This is a genomic window from Sphingopyxis sp. SE2 (assembly GCF_032227185.1).
In the GTDB taxonomy this organism is placed as follows: domain Bacteria; phylum Pseudomonadota; class Alphaproteobacteria; order Sphingomonadales; family Sphingomonadaceae; genus Sphingopyxis.
In genome coordinates this window covers 1,474,021-1,493,072 of sequence record NZ_JAPMXW010000001.1, presented here as the reverse complement: position 1 = coordinate 1,493,072, position 19,052 = coordinate 1,474,021, and the positions used below count along the sequence as shown (strand labels likewise).

General features: G+C 66.0%; 15 protein-coding genes. 8 read left to right on the top strand and 7 right to left on the bottom strand.

Features of this window, described 5'->3' with window-relative positions:
* Window positions 1-54 precede the first annotated feature (54 nt).
* The 3 genes from OVY29_RS07090 to OVY29_RS07080 all read right to left on the bottom strand — a co-directional run bounded on the left by OVY29_RS07090 (window position 55) and on the right by OVY29_RS07080 (window position 6,494).
* Window positions 55-1,515 (bottom strand): MATE family efflux transporter, encoded by a 1,461-nt coding sequence (locus OVY29_RS07090; protein ID WP_313911137.1) that lies wholly within the window; start codon window positions 1,513-1,515, stop codon window positions 55-57.
* Complete coding sequence (locus OVY29_RS07085) at window positions 1,512-4,265, bottom strand: valine--tRNA ligase (protein WP_037556832.1); 2,754 nt, start codon at window positions 4,263-4,265, stop codon at window positions 1,512-1,514. The genes OVY29_RS07090 and OVY29_RS07085 overlap by 4 nt, the downstream gene beginning before the upstream one ends.
* 162 nt (window positions 4,266-4,427) lie before the next feature.
* Window positions 4,428-6,494: an alpha/beta hydrolase family protein gene (locus tag OVY29_RS07080; RefSeq protein ID WP_037556831.1), complete on the bottom strand. Its 2,067-nt coding sequence runs from the start codon at window positions 6,492-6,494 to the stop codon at window positions 4,428-4,430.
* Between the two features lie 131 nt (window positions 6,495-6,625).
* Between OVY29_RS07080 and OVY29_RS07075 the strand changes: the two genes are divergently transcribed.
* Complete coding sequence (locus tag OVY29_RS07075) at window positions 6,626-7,390, top strand: HPP family protein (RefSeq protein WP_235211574.1); 765 nt, start codon at window positions 6,626-6,628, stop codon at window positions 7,388-7,390.
* Window positions 7,391-7,496: 106 nt separating this feature from the next.
* Here OVY29_RS07075 and OVY29_RS07070 read toward each other — a convergent pair whose 3' ends face one another.
* Window positions 7,497-8,783, bottom strand: coding sequence for a metal-dependent hydrolase family protein (locus tag OVY29_RS07070; RefSeq protein ID WP_037556830.1), 1,287 nt, complete (start codon window positions 8,781-8,783; stop codon window positions 7,497-7,499).
* Complete coding sequence (locus OVY29_RS07065; RefSeq protein ID WP_313911136.1) at window positions 8,756-9,661, bottom strand: neutral zinc metallopeptidase; 906 nt, start codon at window positions 9,659-9,661, stop codon at window positions 8,756-8,758. The genes OVY29_RS07070 and OVY29_RS07065 overlap by 28 nt, the downstream gene beginning before the upstream one ends.
* Before the next feature lie 153 nt (window positions 9,662-9,814).
* Here OVY29_RS07065 and OVY29_RS07060 point away from each other — a divergent pair, with 153 nt between their 5' ends.
* The 5 genes from OVY29_RS07060 (at window position 9,815) to OVY29_RS07040 (ending at window position 14,789) form a co-directional block, all read left to right on the top strand.
* Window positions 9,815-10,972: a patatin-like phospholipase family protein gene (locus OVY29_RS07060; protein ID WP_037556828.1), complete on the top strand. Its 1,158-nt coding sequence runs from the start codon at window positions 9,815-9,817 to the stop codon at window positions 10,970-10,972.
* 33 nt (window positions 10,973-11,005) lie between these two features.
* A complete protein-coding gene (locus tag OVY29_RS07055) occupies window positions 11,006-11,791 on the top strand; it encodes a 3-hydroxybutyrate dehydrogenase (RefSeq protein ID WP_037556827.1) in 786 nt (261 codons plus the stop codon).
* Between the two features lie 75 nt (window positions 11,792-11,866).
* Entirely contained in the window at window positions 11,867-12,517 is a 651-nt protein-coding gene (locus OVY29_RS07050; protein ID WP_037556826.1) for a DUF4893 domain-containing protein, read from the top strand.
* Window positions 12,518-12,540: 23 nt separating this feature from the next.
* Window positions 12,541-13,869, top strand: coding sequence for an amidohydrolase (locus OVY29_RS07045; protein ID WP_081933169.1), 1,329 nt, complete (start codon window positions 12,541-12,543; stop codon window positions 13,867-13,869).
* A 95-nt stretch (window positions 13,870-13,964) separates the two neighbouring features.
* Window positions 13,965-14,789 carry a helix-turn-helix domain-containing protein gene (locus tag OVY29_RS07040; RefSeq protein WP_081933168.1) on the top strand — a complete coding sequence of 275 codons (825 nt, stop codon included), beginning with the start codon at window positions 13,965-13,967 and terminating at the stop codon, window positions 14,787-14,789.
* 157 nt (window positions 14,790-14,946) lie between these two features.
* Here the strand turns inward: OVY29_RS07040 and OVY29_RS07035 are convergent, their stop codons facing one another.
* The gene (locus tag OVY29_RS07035) at window positions 14,947-15,717 is read right to left on the bottom strand and encodes a crotonase/enoyl-CoA hydratase family protein (RefSeq protein ID WP_235211573.1); all 771 of its coding nucleotides are present in this window, start codon (window positions 15,715-15,717) and stop codon (window positions 14,947-14,949) included.
* Between the two features lie 227 nt (window positions 15,718-15,944).
* On the opposite strand from OVY29_RS07035, the gene OVY29_RS07030 reads away from it, so the two are divergent.
* Together OVY29_RS07030 and OVY29_RS07025 are read left to right on the top strand one after the other, a co-directional pair.
* Window positions 15,945-16,142: a DUF465 domain-containing protein gene (locus OVY29_RS07030; RefSeq protein WP_037556036.1), complete on the top strand. Its 198-nt coding sequence runs from the start codon at window positions 15,945-15,947 to the stop codon at window positions 16,140-16,142.
* 68 nt (window positions 16,143-16,210) lie between these two features.
* Entirely contained in the window at window positions 16,211-17,197 is a 987-nt protein-coding gene (locus tag OVY29_RS07025) for a TerC family protein (RefSeq protein ID WP_313911135.1), read from the top strand.
* Window positions 17,198-17,339: 142 nt separating this feature from the next.
* On the opposite strand, the gene OVY29_RS07020 is transcribed toward OVY29_RS07025, so the two are convergent.
* Window positions 17,340-18,932 (bottom strand): isocitrate lyase, encoded by a 1,593-nt coding sequence (locus OVY29_RS07020; RefSeq protein WP_037556034.1) that lies wholly within the window; start codon window positions 18,930-18,932, stop codon window positions 17,340-17,342.
* Window positions 18,933-19,052 lie beyond the last annotated feature (120 nt).

Below are 19,052 nucleotides of genomic sequence, written 5' to 3'. Positions count from 1 at the left end.
GGCGCCGGGCCGCCAGTCGAAGCTGCGCGCGCCTTGGTCGAAAGCGGCCGCCGGTCAGCCGGCGGGTTGCGGCAGCGTGCGGCGCCAGTTGCCGCGCCGGTAGATCGCCCACGCCATCGCGAGCGAGGCGAGCGACGACGAGGGAAAGCTCCACCAGAGGATGTCGCTGCCCACCGTCGGATAACCGAAATAATAGATGCCGAGGCGGATCGGGAACATCGACAGGAAGAGGATGACGAGCGGCGGCACGACCGATCCGTTGGCGCGCAACGTGCTGATCAGCACGATCGTCGTACCGAAAGGCAGGAAGGTCCAGGTCGCGATGAGCTGGATATTGCGCGCGACCTCGATCGCGGAGCTCTCGCTGCCGAGGAAGAGGGCGAGCGCGGCGCGGTCGAAGATCAGGAGCAGGACGATGAGCGCCCCGGTCATCGCGAGGTTGATCATGATGCCGCTGTTCGTCACCGACGCGACGCGGTCCCAGCGGTTCGCGCCGATATTCTGCGCCGCCATCGAACTGACCGCCGCACCGACCGCGAGCGCGGGCATCTGGATATAGTTCCAGAGCTGGAGCGTCGCGCCATAGGCGGCGGCGGTGACCAGCCCCTCGCGGTTGACGAGGCCGACCATGACGAGCCCGGCGCCCGAGATGACGAGCATCTGCGCGCCCATCGGCAGGCCGCGGCCGATGATGAAACGCAGCTCCGACCATTTGGGGTAGAGATAGGATAGTTCGCGGCCGCGCAGGCGCAGGACATGGTTCTTCGCATAGAACCAGCCGATCATGCCCGCGAGGCTGATCGTGCCGGCGGCGGCGGTGGCGAGCGCGCTGCCCGCGATGCCGAGGCGCGGGAAGGGGCCGAGGCCGAGGATCAGCACGGGGTTGAAGACGATGTCGAGCACCACCGCGAGGATCATGAAGCGCAAGGGCGTTATCGCATCGCCCGCGCCGCGCGATGCCATCATCAGCGTCACCGACAGCATCGAGGCGGGGACGGCGAGGAAGGTGACGCGGAGATAATCGTGCGCGAGCGCGAAGGCCTCGGGCGGGGTTTCGAGCCAGCGCAATATGCGATCCGACGCGAACCAGCCGACGACCGCGATCACGACCGAGAAGATCAGCGCGAGGCCGATGACGCCGCCGGTCGCGCGGCGCGCGGCGTCGACGTCGCCGCGACCTATCGACTGGCCGATGAGGACGGTCGCCGCCATGCCGAAACCGAAGAAGGCGCCGAACATCAGGAACATGATGATGTTGGCGTTGGCGGTGGCGGCGAGCGCGCCTTCGCCGAGGAATTGCCCGACCCAGATCGCGTTCACCGACCCCGAGAGCGTCTGGAGGATGTTCGACGCGAGCGTCGGCAGCGCGAAGAGGATCAGCGTTTTGGTGATCGGGCCGTGGGTCAGATCCATCCGCCCGTCGCGCGCGGTCTGGCGCGGCGGGATTGGGCTCGCGGCGGGATCGGCCGCCGCCGCGACGGGCGTCGGCGTGACGGGGCTTTCGCCGTCACTCACCCCAAGCGGGCCAGTGCGGCGGTCAGGCGGTCGGCTTCGGCCTCCTTTGCGGCGTGGTCGGCGCGCGCTTTTTCGACCGCTTCGGGCTTGGCGCGTTCGACGAAGGAGGGATTGTTCAGGCGGCCGGCGAGGCCGTCGCGTTCCTTCGTCGCGGCGGCGAGCGCCTTGGTCAGCCGGTCGCGTTCGGCGGCGATGTCGATCACGCCCTCGAGCGGGACAGTGATCGTCTCGCCCTCGACGACGAGCTGCGCCGATGCGCCCGCGGGGGCGGAGTCGAAGCTGACGCTTTCGAGGCGCGCGAGGCGGTCGAGCTGCGCCGCGAGCTTGTCGGTGCGGGATTTCAGCGATGCCGGGAAATGCGCGGTGAGGCGCGCGCCCGGCGGCAGGCCGAGTTCGGCCTTGGCGGTGCGCAGTTCGCTCACGAGCTTGATCAGCCAGTCGATATCAGCGCTGGCGTCGGCATCGCGTGCGGCGTTCGGCGCGGGCCATTTGGCGGTGATCAGCGGATAATCGGCGCGGTCGCCGAGCCCGGTCCACAGCTCTTCGGTGATGAAGGGCATGAAGGGGTGGAGCATGACGAGGATCTGGTCGAGCACCCAGCCGGCGACGGCCTTGGTCTCTTCGTCGATGCTTCCCTTGATCAGCTCAAGATACCAGTCGCAGAAGCGGTCCCACGCAAAGCTGTAGATCGCGTTCGCGGCTTCGTCGAAGCGATAGGCGGCGAAGGCACTTTCCATCGCGGTGACGGTCGCGGCGACTTCTCCGATGATCCAGCGGTTGACCGGGCGCGTCGCGGACGGCGCTTCGAAGCTGGTCGAGGCCGAAATGCCATTGGCTTCGCAGAAACGCGCGGCGTTCCACAGCTTCGTCGCGAAGTTGCGATAGCCCGCGAGGCGCGCGTCATCCATCTTGATGTCGCGGCCCTGGCTTTCCATCGCCGACATGAAGAAGCGCAGCGCGTCGGCGCCATACTGGTCGATCAGTCCGAGCGGATCGACGACATTGCCCTTCGACTTCGACATCTTCGCGCCGTCGGGCGCGCGGACGAGGCCGTGGAGATAGAGCGTCTTCCACGGCACATCGCCCATGAACTCCATGCCCTGCATCGCCATGCGCGCATCCCAGAAGAAGAGGATGTCGAAGCCCGAGATGAGGACGTCGTTGGGGTAGTGGCGCTTCAGCAGCTCGGTATTCTCGGGCCAGCCGAGCGTCGCGAAGGGCCAGAGCGCGGAGGAGAACCAGGTGTCCAGCACATCCTCGTCGCGGGTGAGGGCGACTTCCGCGCCTGCCTGTTCCTGCGCCTCTTCCTCGGTCTCGGCGACGAAGATGCGGCCATCGTCGGCGTACCAGGCCGGGATGCGGTGGCCCCACCAGAGCTGGCGCGAGACGCACCATGGCTGGATATTCTCCATCCAGTTGAAGAAGGTCTTCTCCCACGTCTTCGGCACGATGTTGATGCGTCCGTCGCGCACGGCCTGCATCGGCGGCTGCGCGAGTGTCTTGGCGTCGACATACCATTGGTCGGTGAGCATCGGTTCGATCACCACGCCGCCGCGGTCGCCGAAGGGCTGCATGATCAGCTTGTCCTCGACCTTGACCATCAGGCCCTCGGCGTCGATGTCGGCGACGACGCGTTTCCGCGCTTCGTAGCGGTCGAGCCCGCGATATTCCTCGGGAACGAGGTTGAGCGCGTCGATTTCGGCCGGGGTCGCGGTCGCGCCCTTCGCGATCTCGACCGCGCGCGCGGCGGCTTCGGCATAGGGCGCCCCGTCGGCGCGCATCGCCGCGACCTCGTCCATCAGCCGGTACATCGGGATGCCACCCCGCTGCGCGACGCCATAGTCATTCTCGTCGTGCGCGCCGGTGATCTTGACCGCGCCCGACCCGAAATGCGGATCGGGATATTCGTCGGTGATGATCGGGATCAGGCGGCGATGTTCCTTCGGCCCGACCGGGATTTCGCAATATTTGCCGACGATCGGGCGGTAGCGTTCGTCGTCGGGGTGCACCGCGACCGCGCCGTCGCCGAGCATCGTTTCGGGGCGCGTCGTCGCGATCGCGATATAGTCGCGCTCTTCCTGCAGCACGACGTTGCCGTCGGCGTCGCGCTCGACATAGGTGTAGGTTTCGCCGCCCGCGAGCGGATATTTGAAATGCCACATATGGCCCGGCACTTCGCGCGATTCGACCTCAAGGTCCGAGATCGCGGTCTTGAGTGCCGGATCCCAGTTCACGAGCCGCTTGTCGCGGTAGATCAGGCCCTTCTTGTGCAGGTCGACGAAGACCTTCACGACGGCCTCGGTGAAATGCGGATCCATCGTGAACTGCTCGCGGCTCCAGTCCATCGAGCAGCCGAGGCGGCGGAGCTGGCCGGTGATCTGGCCGCCGCTTTCGGCCTTCCATTCCCAGACCTTGTCGACGAATTCGTCGCGCGTGAAATCGGTGCGCTTCTGCTGGCGCTCGTTGAGCTGGCGTTCGACGACCATCTGCGTCGCGATGCCGGCATGGTCCATGCCGACCACCCACAGCGCGTCCTTGCCGCGCAGCCGCTCGTAGCGGACGAGCACGTCCTGCAGCGTGTTGTCGAGCGCATGACCGATGTGCAGCGCGCCGGTGACGTTCGGCGGCGGGTTGACGATCGTGAAGGGGGTCGCGTCGGGGCGCGACGGGCGAAACAGCCCGCGGCTTTCCCACTCATGGGCCCATTTCGCCTCGATAGCGGCGGGATCGAAGGTTTTTTCCATCGGCATAGCCGGGCGCCTTTGCCAGCCGGGGGGCGAGGCGGCAAGGGGGGATAGCTGGAACAGCCCTATCTACCTCGTCATGCCGGGCTTGACCCGGCACCCGCCTTTCTTTTCGTCAAGAAGGCAGGCCCCGGATCAAGTCCGGGGTGACGATGCAGAAAAGTCGGCCTACTTCTTCAGATGCTCACCCAGCCAGTTGAACACCGTCTGGTGCCACTGGACGCTGTTCGCCCCCTTGAGCACCCAGTGATTTTCGTCGGGGAAGACGAGCAATTGCGACGGAACATTCCGGCGCTGGAGCGCGGTGAAGGCGGCGAGGCCCTGGCTGTACGAGATACGGAAATCCTTTTCGCCGGTGATCACCAGCATCGGGGTCTTCCACTTGTCGACATGATTGACCGGGTTCCACTTTTCGGGGTCGGTGCGTTCCCACCAGGGGCCGCCATGGTCCCATTCGTCGAACCACAGCTCCTCGGTCTCGAACGCCATCGCGCGAAGATCAAAGACGCCATCGTGCTGGACGAGGCATTTGAAGCCGTCGGTCCACTGGCCCGCGATCCAGTTCATCATATAGCCGCCGTAGGAGGCGCCGAGTGCGCAGGCGTTATTGAGATCGAGCTGCGCATCCTGCTGGCCCGCGGCGGCGAGGCCGAGCTTGAGGTCCTCGAGCGGCTTGCCGCCCCAATCCTTGTTGATGCTGTCGGTGAAGGCCTGCCCATAGCCAGTCGAGCCGTGAAAATCGACGGTGACGACGCCATAACCCTGCTGCGCGAAGAGGCGCGGGTTCCAGCGCGTCGACCAGCTGTTGCCGAAGCTGCCCTGCGGCCCGCCATGGACGATGAAGGCGACCGGCAGCTTGCCCGTGCTGTTCGCGGGTTTGAGGATCATGCCCCAGACCTTGTCGCCGTTCGCACCGGCGAACTCGATCTTTTCGAGCTTTACCGGATCGAATGTGGCGAGGGTCGCGGCGTTGACGTCGGTGAGCTGGCCGACCTTGCCCTTGGCATCGCGGACGAAGAGGTCGGTCGGCGCGAGCGCGCTGTTGCGCGAATAGAGGAGGGCGCCGCCGGGGAGCGGGGTGACATCGCCGATATTGCCCGCATATTCATCGGGCGACGCCTTCAATTTCTCGACCTTGCCCGTCGCGGCATCGACGCGGAAGACCGGATGTTCGAGCGTGTCCTGCGCGGTGACGTAGAGCGACTTGCTGTCGGGGGCCCAGGCGATCGAGCCGACCGAGCGGTCCCACGCGTTGGTGAGCTTCTTCGTCTCGCCGTTTTCGAGGTTGCGCAGCATCAGCACGAGCCGGTCGGCCTCGTAACCCGGGCGCGCCATCGCGACGTAAGCGAGCCATTTGCCGTCGGGCGACGGCGTCGGCAGCGTGTCGGTCGCCTGATTGTCCTGCGTCAGATTGACCGGTGCCATCCGGCTGTCGACGAGCCAGCTGTAGATGTCGAGATTGGTCGACATCGGCTCGTTCCGGTCGGCCTTGCGCAAAGTGAAGAATACCGTGCGGCTGTCGGCACCCCATGCAAGTTCCTCGCCGCCGCCGAAGGGCTTCGAGGGGGTGTCGCCAATCAGATTGCCGTCGGCCGGCCGCGCGGCCATCGCCTTGCCGCCTGCGAGGTTGAAGACGAAGGGGCGGCTGTAGGTGCCGGGGGTTTCCCAATGGTCCCAGTGACGCACGAAACCTGCGCCATCCTTGTAGAGACGGCCGGTGCCGGGGCCGGTCAGCGCGCCCTTGTCCTTTGCCTCGCAGCCGAAGTCGGTGCACTCCTTGGCGATGTCACCCCAGGCGAGCAGCTTGGTCGCGTCGGGCGAGATTTTGAAGCCCGCGACGTCGGCGTGGGTGTCGGTCACCTGCGTCGCGGCGCCGCCCGCTTTCGGATCGATGCGCCAGACCTGATCCTTGCCCGAGGCGTTCGAGAGGAAATAGAGGAAGCCGTCCTTGTCGAAGGCAGGCGAGGTCTCGTTCTTGCCCGCGGTGTCGGCGATCGGTGCCGGCTTTGCGCCCTTCGTCTGACGGTCGACGAGCCAGAGGCCGGTCGATCTTTTGTAGGTTTCCGCCTCGGTCTCGGTCATCTGGAAGACAACCCAGCGGCCGTCGGGCGACGCCGTCGGCGCGGCAACACGCTTCAGCGTCGCGAGGTCGACTTCGGTCATCGGACGGGCGAGGGCGGGGGTGGAAAGGGCGGCGGCGAGCGCGATCGCGCTGGCAAGGAGTTGGTTTCGCATGAAAGCGGTTTAGCGGCGCGACCGGCTGGTTCAAGGGTGATCGTAAATCGAACTTCGCGCCGTTCAATCAAAGCTGTCTGGATCGCAGCGCCATAATGGTCCATCGGCGCGGCCCGAAAGAGGAGAATCGCTTGTTCCGGGCGCTGTCGACCACCACCATCCGTTTGTTCGTGCCGCTGCTGGCGGGCGCGAGCCTGCGCGACCGCGCGATCGGCAGCGTCGGCGCGCTGATCGGGATCGCGGTCGCGGGCGTGTTTTGCGTGCTGTTCTTTCCAGCGGCGACGCCGTGGATCGTCGCGCCGGTCGGCGCGTCGGCGGTGCTGCTGTTCGCGGTCCCCGCGAGCCCGCTCGCACAGCCCTGGTCGATCGTCGGCGGCAATGTCCTGTCGGCGGCGTTCGGGGTGATCGTCACGGGAATGGTGCCGGAGCCGGCGCTCGCGGCGGCGCTGGCGGTGGGCGGCGCGATCCTGATCATGTCGCTGCTGCGCTGCCTGCATCCGCCGGGGGGCGCCGCGGCGCTGAGCGCGGTGATCGGCGGCCATGCGCTGCAATCGGGGCACGCCGCGCACCTGCTGCTGCCGATGCTCGTCAATTCGCTGCTCCTCGTCGCGGCGGGCTGGGTCTTTCACCGCTTTTCGGGGCACAGCTATCCGCACCGCGCGGCGGCGGTCGAAGGCAAGCCCGCGGTCGCTGCGGCGCCGGCGGGGCTGCTGATGGACGACATCGACGCCGCGCTCGACGATCTGGGCGAGACGTTCGACATCGGCCGCGAGGATTTGGCGCTGCTGCTCGCGCGGGCAGAGGTTCATGCCGCGTCGCGGATCGGGCGGGCGCAGATTGCGGCGGTCAAGAAGGTGCGCGGCAAGAAGGCGGTGCACGAGGTCGAGCATAGTTGACGTCGTCATCCCGGGCTTGATCCGGGATCCAATCCTCCGGCGTCGCGCTAATGGACCCCGGATCAGGTCCGGGGTGACGATGATGGAGAGGGGCTGAAACCCGCCGTCAGCGCACCAGCACGCCGCCCTTCATCACATGGTCGATCTTTTCGAGCACGCCGATGTCGGCGAGCGGGTCGGCCCTGACCGCGACGAAGTCGGCATAGCGGCCGGGAACGATCACGCCGACGTCGCCGCGCCCCATTTCCTCGGCGGCGCGGCCGGTCGCCGACTGGATCGCCTGCATCGGGGTCATCCCGTATTTGACCATATTGCGGAACTGGCGCGCGTTGAGCCCGTGCGGATAGACCCCGGCGTCGGTCGCATAGCCGATGTTGACACCGAGCTCGACCGCGCGGCGGAAGGCGGCGCGCTGCGCGTCGGTCGTCTCGCGGTTCTTGCGCAGATATTCCTCGGGCCAGCCCTCTTTCGTGCCGACCTCGTCGATATAGGTTCCGTTGTAGATGTCCATCGCGAGCCAGGTGCCGTGCTTTTTCGCGAGTTGCAGCGCCTCTTCGTCGGCGAGGCTGGCGTGCTCGATGCTGTCGACGCCGGCGCGGATCGCATTTTTGATCCCTTCGGCGCCGTGCGCGTGCGCGGTGACCCTTTTGCCGCGCGCATGCGCGACCTTTACGATCGCGCGGAGTTGTTCGGGCGTCAGTTCGGGCGCGCCGGGTTCGGTGCCGATCGCGAGCACCGCGCCGGTCGCGATCGTCTTGATGAAATCGGCACCATGGTCGAGCAGATACGCCGTCTTGGCCGCCGCTTCCTCGGGCGTCGCGGCGACCCCGAGGCGCATGTCGGGCGGCAACTCTTCGTTCGGGACGACGCCGTTGAGTTCGCCGCCGCCCTTGGGGATGGTGAGATAGGCGCCCGCGACCCACATGCGCGGTCCGGGAACGTCGCCGCGGTCGATCGCATTGCGGAGCGCCACATCGGTGAGGCCGCGATAGGTGCCGACGTCGCGGACGCTGGTGAAGCCCGCTTCGAGCGTGACGCGCGCGTTGCGCGCGCCGACGAGCGCGGTTTCGGCGGGCGAGGCCTTCATCGGCGCGGCGAGATCGGCGCTCTGGCCGAGGTCGGCGAGGTGGGTGTGGAGGTCGATCAGGCCGGGGAGGACGGTGAAGGCCGACCAGTCGAGCCGCGTTGCGCCTTCGGGCGTTTGCCCGCACGCGCCGACCGCCTTGATCCGCTCGGCCTCAACCGTGATGCACTGGCCGGTGCGGGCGGTTTCGGACACGCCGTCGATCAGCCGCCCGGCCACGATATAGAGCGTTTCGGCCGACGCCGGCGATGCCGCCAAGAGGGATGCCGCGAGCGCGGCGGTCAGATGGCGGTATCGAAGGCGTTGCACTGGCGCGGGTCCCCCGTCTGCAGGCCGCGGCGGAGCCAAGTCATGCGCTGCTCGCTCGTCCCGTGGGTGAAGCTTTCGGGGACGGGGCGCTGCCCCGCCGAGCGCATCAGCGTGTCGTCGCCGATCGCGTTGGCGGCGCGCATCGCTTCCTCCATATCGCCCGGTTCCATCACCGGCTGGCCAGCGCTGTTGCGCGCGCGCGATGCCCAGACGCCGGCGTAGCAGTCGGCCTGCAATTCCATGCGAACCTGTAACTGGTTGCCCTCGGCCTGCGAGGCGCGCGCCTGCGCTTGGCGAACCTGGTTCGAGATGCCGCTGATCGTCTGGATATGATGGCCGACCTCGTGCGCGACGACATAGGCCTGCGCGGCGTCGCCCGCGGCGCCAAAACGCTGTTCGAGTTCGCGGAAGAAGGCGGTGTCGAGATAGACGCCCTGATCGGCGGGGCAATAGAAGGGGCCCATCGCCGCTTGCGCCGCGCCGCAGCCCGACTGGTTCCGTTCGGTGAAGAAGTTGAGCGCCGGCCTTTGATAGCCGCTGATGAGTTCGCTCCACACCTGATGCGTCGAGCCGAAGACGTTGCATGCGAAGCGTTCGGCCTGGGTGTCGCAGGCGACGTTGGCACCGCTGCGGCTGTCGGCCATCGGATCGCTCGTCCCGCTGCCGAGATTCAACATGTTGGAGCCGGGGCCGAGCACGAAGAACGCCACCGCGCCGAGCAGCAGGATCGTCCCGCAGCCCATTTTGCGCCCGAGCAGCATCGGCAGGAAACCGATCAGCAGCCCGCCGAGACCACCGCCTCCGCCGCCGCCGAAACCGCCGCCGCCCCGGCCCAGATCGCGAATATCGTCTCCGGGATCATAATCGTCGAGGCGCATCGGGCTTCTCCACCATCAAGGTCGTTCCGGCGCGAGTGTTACAGCAGCGGGGGGCAATTGGAAGGGGCTTCGAAGCCGACAAGCCATTGCAATGGCGCGTGCTGCGGTGCAACATGGGCGCCGCTGCACGTCAGAGGATTGTCGCCCGAGTCCATGCCCCGCCGAGCCGCCCGCGCCGCCTTGCCGCTTCCCGACCTCGTCGTGCTCGTCCTGCAAGGCGGCGGCGCGCTCGGGGCGTTTCAGGCGGGGGTGTATGAGGCGCTGATCGACCTAGGCATCGAACTCGACTGGGTCGCGGGGATTTCGATCGGTGCGGTCAACGCCGCGATCATCGCGGGGAACGAGCGCGATCAGGCGGTCGGCAAGATGCGCGAGTTTTGGGAGGGCGTGTCGTCGGCGCTCCCCTCGCTGCCGACCCCCGACAATGACTGGGCACGCGAATGGTCGCACATGGCGGCGGCGGGGCAGGTGATGGCGTTCGGCGTGCCGGGCTTTTTCACGCCGCGCTTTCCGCCGCCGGCACTCGCCGCGCGGCAGACGCCCGAGGCGGTGAGCTTCTATGACACCGCGCCGCTGGCGGCGACGCTCGACCGGCTGGTCGACTGGGACCGGGTGAACCGGGGCAAGGTGCGGCTGTCGGTCGGCGCTGTGGCGGTCGAGACCGGAAACTTCCGCTATTTCGACACGACATGCGACACGATCGACGCGCGGCATATCCTCGCGTCTGGGGCGCTGCCGCCCGGGCTGCCGCCGGTCGAGATCGACGGGCATTGGTATTGGGACGGCGGCCTCGTGTCGAACACCCCGCTCGAACATGTCGTCGCGGCGGCGCATGAGGATATGCTGGTGTTTCAGGTCGACCTGTTTCCGGCGCGGGGCGAGCGGCCGCACGACCTCGAGCAGGCCTGGTCGCGCGAGAAGGACATCCGTTTTTCGAGCCGCACGCGGCGGATCTCGGACGGGCTGGTACGGCGGCGCAAGGAGCATCGGCTGATCGACCGGATGCTCGCGAAGCTGCCCGAGGAGTTCGCCGACCTCGCCGAAGTGAAGGCGGTGCGGCGGATGGTCGAGTGCAAGGCGCTGAACGTCGTGCAGTTGATCCACGAGCCGCCCGCGTGGCAGACCGGCGCGCGCGACTTCGAATTTTCGCGCTCGACGATGGAGGTCAACTGGGCGCTCGGCCGCGCCGCGGTCGAGGCGGCGATGAAGGACGGCCATCTGCTCGCCGAAAGCATCGCCGAGGGCCGGTCCGACAGCTTCGCAGTGCAGCCCGACGGGCTGAAGCCGAAGGCCGGCAACGACCTCGGATGATTTCTCTCCCCCCAAGAAGAAGGACCCCGCACCATGCGCCTTAAAGGAAAGACCGCCCTCGTCACCGGATCGACCTCGGGCATCGGGCTCGGCATCGCGAAAGCCTTCGCAGCCGACGGCGCCGACATCATCATCAATGGCTTCGGCGACGCCGATGCGGTCGAGGTAGAACGCAAGGGGCTGGAGGCGATCAGCGGGGGCAAGGCGGGCTATGACGGCGCCGACCTGACCAAGTCCGAAGAGATCGAGGCGATGTTCGCGCGCGCCGACAAGGATTTCGGCGGCGTCGACATCCTCGTCAACAATGCGGGCATGCAGTTCGTCTCGCCGGTCGAGGATTTCCCGGTCGAGAAGTGGGACATGATCATCGCGCTCAACCTGACCGCGGCGTTCCACACCATCCGTCACGCGGTGCCGGGGATGCGGAGGAAGAAATGGGGGCGGATCATCGGCACCGCCTCGGCGCACTCGCTCGTCGCCTCGCCGTTCAAATCGGCCTATGTCACCGCGAAGCACGGGCTTGCGGGATTGACCAAGACCGTCGCGCTGGAGGTGGCGGACGCCGGAATAACGGTGAATTGCATCAGCCCGGGCTATGTCTGGACGCCGCTGGTCGAGAACCAGATTCCCGACACGATGAAGGCGCGCGGCATGACGCGCGAGCAGGTGATCAACGATGTGCTGCTGGCGGGGCAGCCGACGAAGCAGTTCGTCACGGTCGAGCAGGTCGCGGCGCTCGCGAGCTTCCTGACGCGCGACGAAGCGGCGAACATCACCGGCGCGAACCTCAGCGTCGATGGCGGCTGGACGGCGGCTTAAGCTCCTCCGCCCTTGAGCAATCTCCTTTGCGCCCTTAAGGTTAACCATCGAGGGGTCGGGGAGAAACAGAGAATCATGGGTCGCACCATATGGGTTTTTGCGGTGGCGCTGGGCGTCACTTTGAGCGCGTGTCGCACGATGGTTCCTGCGATGCCGTCGTCGTCGGCCGACGCGCCGCTTCCCGAGGCGACGGGCGGCTGGCGTGCGACCGCGACCGATGCCGACAAGCAGCGGATCCGCGGCTGGTACAGCAGCTGGCAGGCGGCGCTCGCCGATGCGCGCGCCAAGGGCTTTGGCGCCGAGATCGACCGCGAGGGCGCGCTGCTTCAGCCGATGGCGGCGTTGCCCAACCCGCATCTGCCCGCGGGCGAATATCGCTGCCGCACGATCAAGGTCGGTGCGCAGGGGCGCGGGGTGCTCGGCTATATCGCCTATAGCTGGTTCCGCTGCCGCGTCGCGCCCGAGCAAGGCTTGTCGAGCCTGACCAAGCTGTCGGGGTCGCAGCGCCCCGTCGGCCTGATCTTTCCCGACAATCTGAAGCGCCAGGTCTTCCTCGGCACGCTCGAGCTCGGCGACGAGAAGATGGCGATCAATTACGGCAGCGACCGGATGCGCGATATGGCGGGGCTGGTCGAACGGATCGGCGACAATCGGTGGCGCGTCGTGCTGCCCGCACCGGCGTATGAATCGCTGCTCGACGTGATCGAACTGGTCCCGGCGGGCTGAAGAACGGACAAAACAGGGGAAAGATGATGCGGATTTTGTGGACGGGTGCGGCGGCGCTGGTCTTGACGGTATCGGGCGCGATGCCCGCGGCGGCGCAGGCGCTGCGCGGCGAGGTTGAACAGCAGATGCCGTCGCTGATGGCGATCTACAAGGATCTGCACGCCCACCCCGAACTCAGCTTCATGGAGGTCCGCTCGGCGGGCATCCTCGCCGCCGAGGCGCGCGAGCTGGGTTTCAAGGTCACCGAAAAGGTCGGCGGCACCGGCATCGTCGCGGTGATGGAGAACGGCGCCGGCCCCGTCGTGATGGTGCGTGCCGACATGGATGGGCTGCCGGTGACCGAGCAGACGGGGCTGCCCGGCGCGTCGAAGGTGCGCGTCACCACCAAGGAAGGCGTCGAAACCGGCGTGATGCACGCGTGCGGCCACGACACACATATGACCGCCTGGGTCGGCGTCGCGCGGCTGATGGCGGCGAACAAGGATAAATGGTCGGGCACGCTGGTGATGATCGGCCAGCCCGCCGAGGAACGCGGCGCGGGCGCGCGGATGATGCTCGAGGACGGCCTCTATACGCGCTTCCCGAAACCCGAATATGTGCTGGCGTTCCACGACGCGGCGCAGTTTCCCGCGGGCAAGATCGGCTATACGCCGGGCTATGCGCTCGCCAATGTCGACAGCGTCGACATTTTGGTGAAGGGCGTCGGCGGCCACGGCGCCTATCCGCAGGCGACGAAGGATCCGATCGTGCTTGGGAGCCGCATCGTCGGCGCGCTCCAGACCTTGGTGTCGCGCGAGGTAAGCCCGCTCGATAGCGCGGTGGTGACCGTCGGCAGCTTTCATGCGGGCGCCAAGCATAATATTATTTCAGACGAAGCGCGGCTGCAGCTGACGGTGCGCAGCTATACCGACACGGTGCGCGACCATCTGCTCGACGGCATCGCACGCATCGCGAAGGGCGAGGCGATCGCGGCGGGCGTGCCCGAGGACCGGATGCCCGTGGTGACGGTGCAGCGGGACGAATATACACCCGCGACCTTCAACACCCCCGAATTCACCGAGGAAATGGCAGCGTTCCTGACGACGAGCTTCGGCGGGGAACGCGTGGTCAAGATGCCGCCGGTGATGGGCGGCGAGGACTTCGGCCGTTTCGGGCGCGAGGACAAAAGCATCAAGAGCCTGATTGTCTGGGTCGGCGGGGTGCCGCAGGCCGAATATGACGCGGCGAAGAAGGAAGGCCGCACGCTGCCGAGCCTGCACTCACCCTTCTGGGCACCCGACGCGCCGGCGGTGATCTCGACTGCGACCGAGGCGCTGACGGCGATGACGATGAAGCTGATGGCGAAGGGGTAGGCGGAGACGCTTCTCTCACGCCCGGTCTGGCCCTGCTGCCTTTTCCCAATTAAATTGGGATGGACCTGTTCGTGAGGCTGTGGTGAGCGAAGCACATGTCTGCCGATGAACCTGCTCCCGGCTTGTCCGCACGCCTTACCGACCTGGAAATGGAAATCTTGCGCCTGTTGGTCGCCGGGCATACGGTCAAGACCATCGCAGCGCGTCTGGGCCGTTCGGAAACCTCGATTAACGAGCGTTTGCGCTCCGCCCGCCGGAAAACGGGCGTCGGCAGCAGCCGCGAATTGGCGCGGCTTCTGGACCGCCAAAAAACTTGTGACGAAAATATCGATCTTTCGAGCCAGCGCTCCACCGTGAAGGATTTGGCGCACACCGCAACCATTGGGGTTCGTGGTTCGAAAGGAATGATCGTTATGCTCATCGCAATACCCTTGGCGGCCGCTGGATTGATGGTCGCAACCGCCCCTTCCGCCGATCAGGCCGGAACATCCGACGCCGTCCACAGCGCGGCATCCGAGCCGCTGCCGCTCGCCGGAAGCTGGTCGCTGGACGCATCGGCCATGCCCGAGCAAGAACGGCCGCAACGGGTGACGATGACGTTTCGCGCATCGCAGGACGGCAAATGGACAACGCGGGTCGAAATCGTCGCGCCGGACGGCTCGCGCAGGCATGCCGAATCGACCGCCGCGCTCGATGGCGTCGCCGTACCGGTCACCGGCAATATGGATTTCATCGACAGCGTCGCTCTGCGTCAGCCGGCGCCCGACACCTTGGTGATGACGCTGAGCAAGGCGGGCGCGCGGGTGTCGACGCGCGTCTATACCGTTGCGAAGGATCTGAAATCCATGACCGAAACGATCGTCTGGTCCAGCGACAAGCTTCAAAAACTGGAAACGACGCACTTTAATCGCGTTTCCTGATCGCTTCCACCACCGGCATCGCGCGGGGCTTCGAAGAAATGCCGGACCTCACGCGTTCGCGGCCTGCAAAGTTGCAGACATCGCGTGCGCAATGCCCCCCTCCCAACCTTCGGCACCTCGGGCTTGCCCCCGGGGGGCCGCCTTTATGGTTTCTCGGTCATTCCCCGGTAAAAGTAGCAAAGCTGCCGCCCCGACCGGCTCCGTCGGTGAAGCGTTTCGCGCCCGCTGCCGCGCCTTCGCGCAAAGGAGCGAGGCCGGCGTGCGCTTCGTGCGCGAGCGCGCCTTCGATTCCGAAATCCCATTGGCGGTAGGCGCTCAGCCGGTCGCTGTTCATGCAGATTTGCGGAAAGGCGGCGATCTGTTTGGCGAGCTCGACCGCGGCGGCGAGCGCGCTGCCGTCGGGGACGACGCGGTCGGCGAGGCCGATGCGCTGCGCCTCGTCGGCTTCGACGGGACGGCCGGTGAGGATCATGTCGAGCGCGCGGCCTTGCCCGACGATGCGCGGCAGGCGGACGGTGCCGCCGTCGATCAGCGGGACACCCCAGCGGCGGCAATAGACGCCGAAGACGGCACTTTCCGCCGCGACGCGGAGGTCGCACCAGAGCGCGAGTTCGAGCCCGCCGGCGACGGCATGCCCCTCGACCGCGGCGACCACCGGCTTTTCGAGCAGCATCCGCGTAGGTCCCATCGGGCCGGGGCCGTCGGGATCGTAGCGGTTAGCGCCGACCGCGCCGAGGTCGAAGCCGGCGCAGAAATGACCTCCGCTGCCGGTCAGGATGGCGACCTTCGCATCGTCGTCCACCGCAAAGGCGGCGAAGGCGTCGCGCAGCGCGTCGGCGGCCGCGGGATCGACCGCGTTGCGCTTCGCCGGGCGCTCGATCGTGACGATCGTGACGGGGCCGTCCTTTGCGATTTCGACGCTCATCATGCTTGCTCCTTCATCGGAATAGGGGTGGCGGGCGGGGACTTGCAAGCGGCGGCGGCTTCTAAATAAAGGAAATGCGGGCTACTCTGGCATGTCGGCGGAATATCCCGCCACGTGATGTCGGACCGCATCGGGTGACACCGATGCTTGCGGCCCTTTCTCCCCCCTGTTTTGAGGGTTTTGGCATCGGCGTCACCTGCTTGATCTTGCAATCAGGAGGCCCTTTTTCGATGATTTTCCATCCCAGTTTCTATCGCCTGACCCAGCTCCATCGCCAGCTCGACGATGCCGAGCGGCGCGAGGCGCGTCGGCGTAGCGTGGATCCATTCCGTCTGCTGCGGCTGAAGACGTTGAAGCTCGTGGTCAAGGAGCGGCTTGTGGCGCTGACTTTGCGTTCGCCCGCGTTGCGCCCGGCGCTCGCCCGCTGATCACCGACAATTGACGACTGGAGCGCTGCCGAAAGGCGGCGCTTTCGGCGCATCCAGGGAAAGACATCATGGAATTTCTTTTTGCCGACTGGCTGGGCACCCCGGCGTGGTTCTGGCTCGCCTTCATCGCGCTCGTCATTGCGCTCACCGCCTTCGACCTCGGCGTCCTGAACAAGGAGAACAAGGAAATGGGGATCGGCGAGAGTTTGAAGCTCTCGGCGCTCTACATCGGCATCGCGATGGCGTTCGGCGCGTGGGTATGGGCTGCGAAGGGCGGCGAGGCGGGGCTGCAATATTATACCGGCTTCTTCATCGAGAAGGCGCTGTCGATCGACAATATTTTCGTGATTTCGCTGATCTTCGCGACCTTCGCGATCCCGCCGCGCTACCAGTATCGCGCGCTCCTCTGGGGCATCGTCGCGGTGATCGTGCTGCGCGGGATCATGATCGCGGGCGGCGCGGCGCTGGTCACCGAATATGGTTGGGTGCTCTATATCTTCGCGGCCTTCCTCGTCTTTACCGGCGTGAAGATGCTGTTCGCGAGCGACACGCCGATGGATGTGAAGGGCAATCCGGTCGTCGAATGGCTATCGCGGCACATCCCGATCACCAACGAGCTGCACGGCGAGAAATTCTTCGTGCGTGTCCCCGATACGAAGACGGGCAAGATCGTGCTCGCAGCGACGCCCTTGTTCCTTGCGCTCGTCGTGATCAACCTTGCCGACCTGGTGTTTGCGGTCGACAGCGTGCCGGCGATCTTCGCGATCACGACCGACACCTTCATCGTCTATACGTCGAACATCATGGCGATCCTTGGTCTGCGCGCGCTCTACTTCGCGCTATCGGCGATGGTGCACCGTTTCCACTACCTCAAATATGCGCTCGCGCTGGTGCTCGTCTTCATCGGGTCGAAGATCTTCGTCGCCGATTTCGTCCTCGGCGGCGATAAATTCCCGCCGCTGGTCAGCCTTGGCGTGACGGTTGCGCTGATCGCGGGCGGGATCATCTGGTCGCTCGTCAAGACGCGCGGCGAGGCGGCGGTGCTGCCGCGATAAAAATGTCCGCCGGAAGCCCGTATAAGCTTCCGACGGACAGGCTTTCCTCCCCAGGAAAGCTCGGTAGGCGCGGGGCGGGCCGCGAGTCCCGCGCCAAGATGGGCGACGCGGGGGTTGCAACGGGCCCCCGCGTCTAACTCGTTCAAGCGGCGAACTGGTTCATCGTATTGTCTTTGCCCGCGGCCTTGAGAGCCGCTTCGCCGGCGAAATATTCCTTGTGGTCGTCGCCGATGTCGCTTCCGCTCATATTCTGGTGCTTCACGCAGGCGATGCCCTGACGGATCTCCGCGCGCTGGACGCCCTTGACGTAGCCGAGCATCGCTTCGTCGCCGAAATATTCCTTGGCGAGATTGTCGGTCGACAGCGCCGCGGTGTGATAGGTCGGCAGCGTGATCAGGTGGTGGAAGATGCCCGCGCGCTTCGCCGCGTCGCGCTGGAAGGTGCGGATGCGGTTGTCGGCCTCTTCGCCGAGCGGTGTCGCGTCATAATCGGCGCTCATCAGCTTGGCGCGGTCATAGGCGCCGACGTCCTTGCCTTCCTTCTCCCACGCGTCGAACACCTGCTGGCGGAAGTTGAGCGTCCAGTTGAAGCTCGGCGAATTGTTATAAGCGAGCTTCGCGTTGGGGACGACTTCGCGGATGCGGTCGACCATGCCGGCAATCTGTTCGATGTGCGGCTTCTCGGTCTCGATCCACAAGAGGTCGGCGCCGTTCTGAAGCGAGGCGATACAGTCCATCACGCAGCGATCCTCGCCGGTTCCGGGACGGAACTGATAGAGGTTCGAGGGCAGGCGCTTCGGACGCATCAGCTTGCCGTTGCGGTTGATCAGGACGTCGCCGGGGTTGCCCGCGCCCTCGACCTCTTCGCAGTCGAGGAAGCTGTTATACCGGTCGCCGAGGTCGCCGGGCTCCTTCGAGAAGGCGATCTGCTTGGTGAGGCCCGCGCCGAGGCTGTCGGTGCGCGTCACGATGATGCCGTCCTCGACGCCGAGTTCCATGAAGGCGTAGCGGCAGGCGCGGATCTTCGCGATGAAATCCTCGTGCGGCACGGTGACCTTGCCGTCCTGATGGCCGCACTGCTTTTCGTCCGAGACCTGATTTTCGATCTGGAGCGCGCAGGCGCCGGCCTCGATCATCTTCTTGGCGAGGAGGTACGTCGCCTCGGCGTTGCCGAAGCCCGCGTCGATGTCGGCGATGATGGGCACGACGTGCGTTTCATGATTGTCGATCGCGGCCTGAACCTGCTTGGCCTTGAGTTCGTCGCCCTCGGCGCGCGCGGCGTCGAGGTCGCGGAAGAGCATGCCGAGTTCGCGGGCGTCGGCCTGACGCAGGAAGGTGTAGATTTCCTCGATCAGCGCCGGAACGCTGGTCTTTTCGTGCATCGACTGGTCGGGCAGCGGACCGAACTCGCTGCGCAGCGCGGCGATCATCCAGCCCGAGAGATAGATGTAGCGGCCCTTGACGGTACCGAAATGCTTCTTGATCGAGATCATCTTCTGCTGCGCGATGAAGCCGTGCCAGCAGCCCAGCGACTGGGTGTAGTTGGCGGGGTCGGCGTCATAAGCGGCCATGTCCGCGCGCATGATGCGCGCGGTGTAGCGGGCGATGTCGAGACCGGTGCGGAACTTGTTCTGGGCGCGCATGCGGGCGATGCTTTCGCCGCTGATGCCGTCCCAGGTGCCGTCATAGTCGCGGATGAGGCGGCCGGCCTGTGCCATGTCTTCCTGATAACCCATCGTCTTTGTCCTTGAGAGGAGGTGATGGGGTGGATGTTGGCGAAGGTGCCGCGGAAAGTGAAAAGCTTTGTCAATATTATTTGTGAAATATGCCAATAAGGTGTAAATTTGCGTGTAAAT

Coding starts and splice junctions, on each gene's coding strand:
- OVY29_RS07050 (WP_037556826.1), top strand. CDS start 11,867: ATGGGTCGCACCATATGGGTTTTTGCGGTGGCGCTGGGCGTCACTTTG.
- OVY29_RS07085 (WP_037556832.1), bottom strand. CDS start 4,265: ATGCCGATGGAAAAAACCTTCGATCCCGCCGCTATCGAGGCGAAATGG.
- OVY29_RS07055 (WP_037556827.1), top strand. CDS start 11,006: ATGCGCCTTAAAGGAAAGACCGCCCTCGTCACCGGATCGACCTCGGGC.
- OVY29_RS07025 (WP_313911135.1), top strand. CDS start 16,211: ATGGAATTTCTTTTTGCCGACTGGCTGGGCACCCCGGCGTGGTTCTGG.
- OVY29_RS07045 (WP_081933169.1), top strand. CDS start 12,541: ATGATGCGGATTTTGTGGACGGGTGCGGCGGCGCTGGTCTTGACGGTA.
- OVY29_RS07060 (WP_037556828.1), top strand. CDS start 9,815: ATGCCCCGCCGAGCCGCCCGCGCCGCCTTGCCGCTTCCCGACCTCGTC.
- OVY29_RS07065 (WP_313911136.1), bottom strand. CDS start 9,661: ATGCGCCTCGACGATTATGATCCCGGAGACGATATTCGCGATCTGGGC.
- OVY29_RS07080 (WP_037556831.1), bottom strand. CDS start 6,494: ATGCGAAACCAACTCCTTGCCAGCGCGATCGCGCTCGCCGCCGCCCTT.
- OVY29_RS07020 (WP_037556034.1), bottom strand. CDS start 18,932: ATGGGTTATCAGGAAGACATGGCACAGGCCGGCCGCCTCATCCGCGAC.
- OVY29_RS07035 (WP_235211573.1), bottom strand. CDS start 15,717: ATGATGAGCGTCGAAATCGCAAAGGACGGCCCCGTCACGATCGTCACG.
- OVY29_RS07030 (WP_037556036.1), top strand. CDS start 15,945: ATGATTTTCCATCCCAGTTTCTATCGCCTGACCCAGCTCCATCGCCAG.
- OVY29_RS07040 (WP_081933168.1), top strand. CDS start 13,965: ATGTCTGCCGATGAACCTGCTCCCGGCTTGTCCGCACGCCTTACCGAC.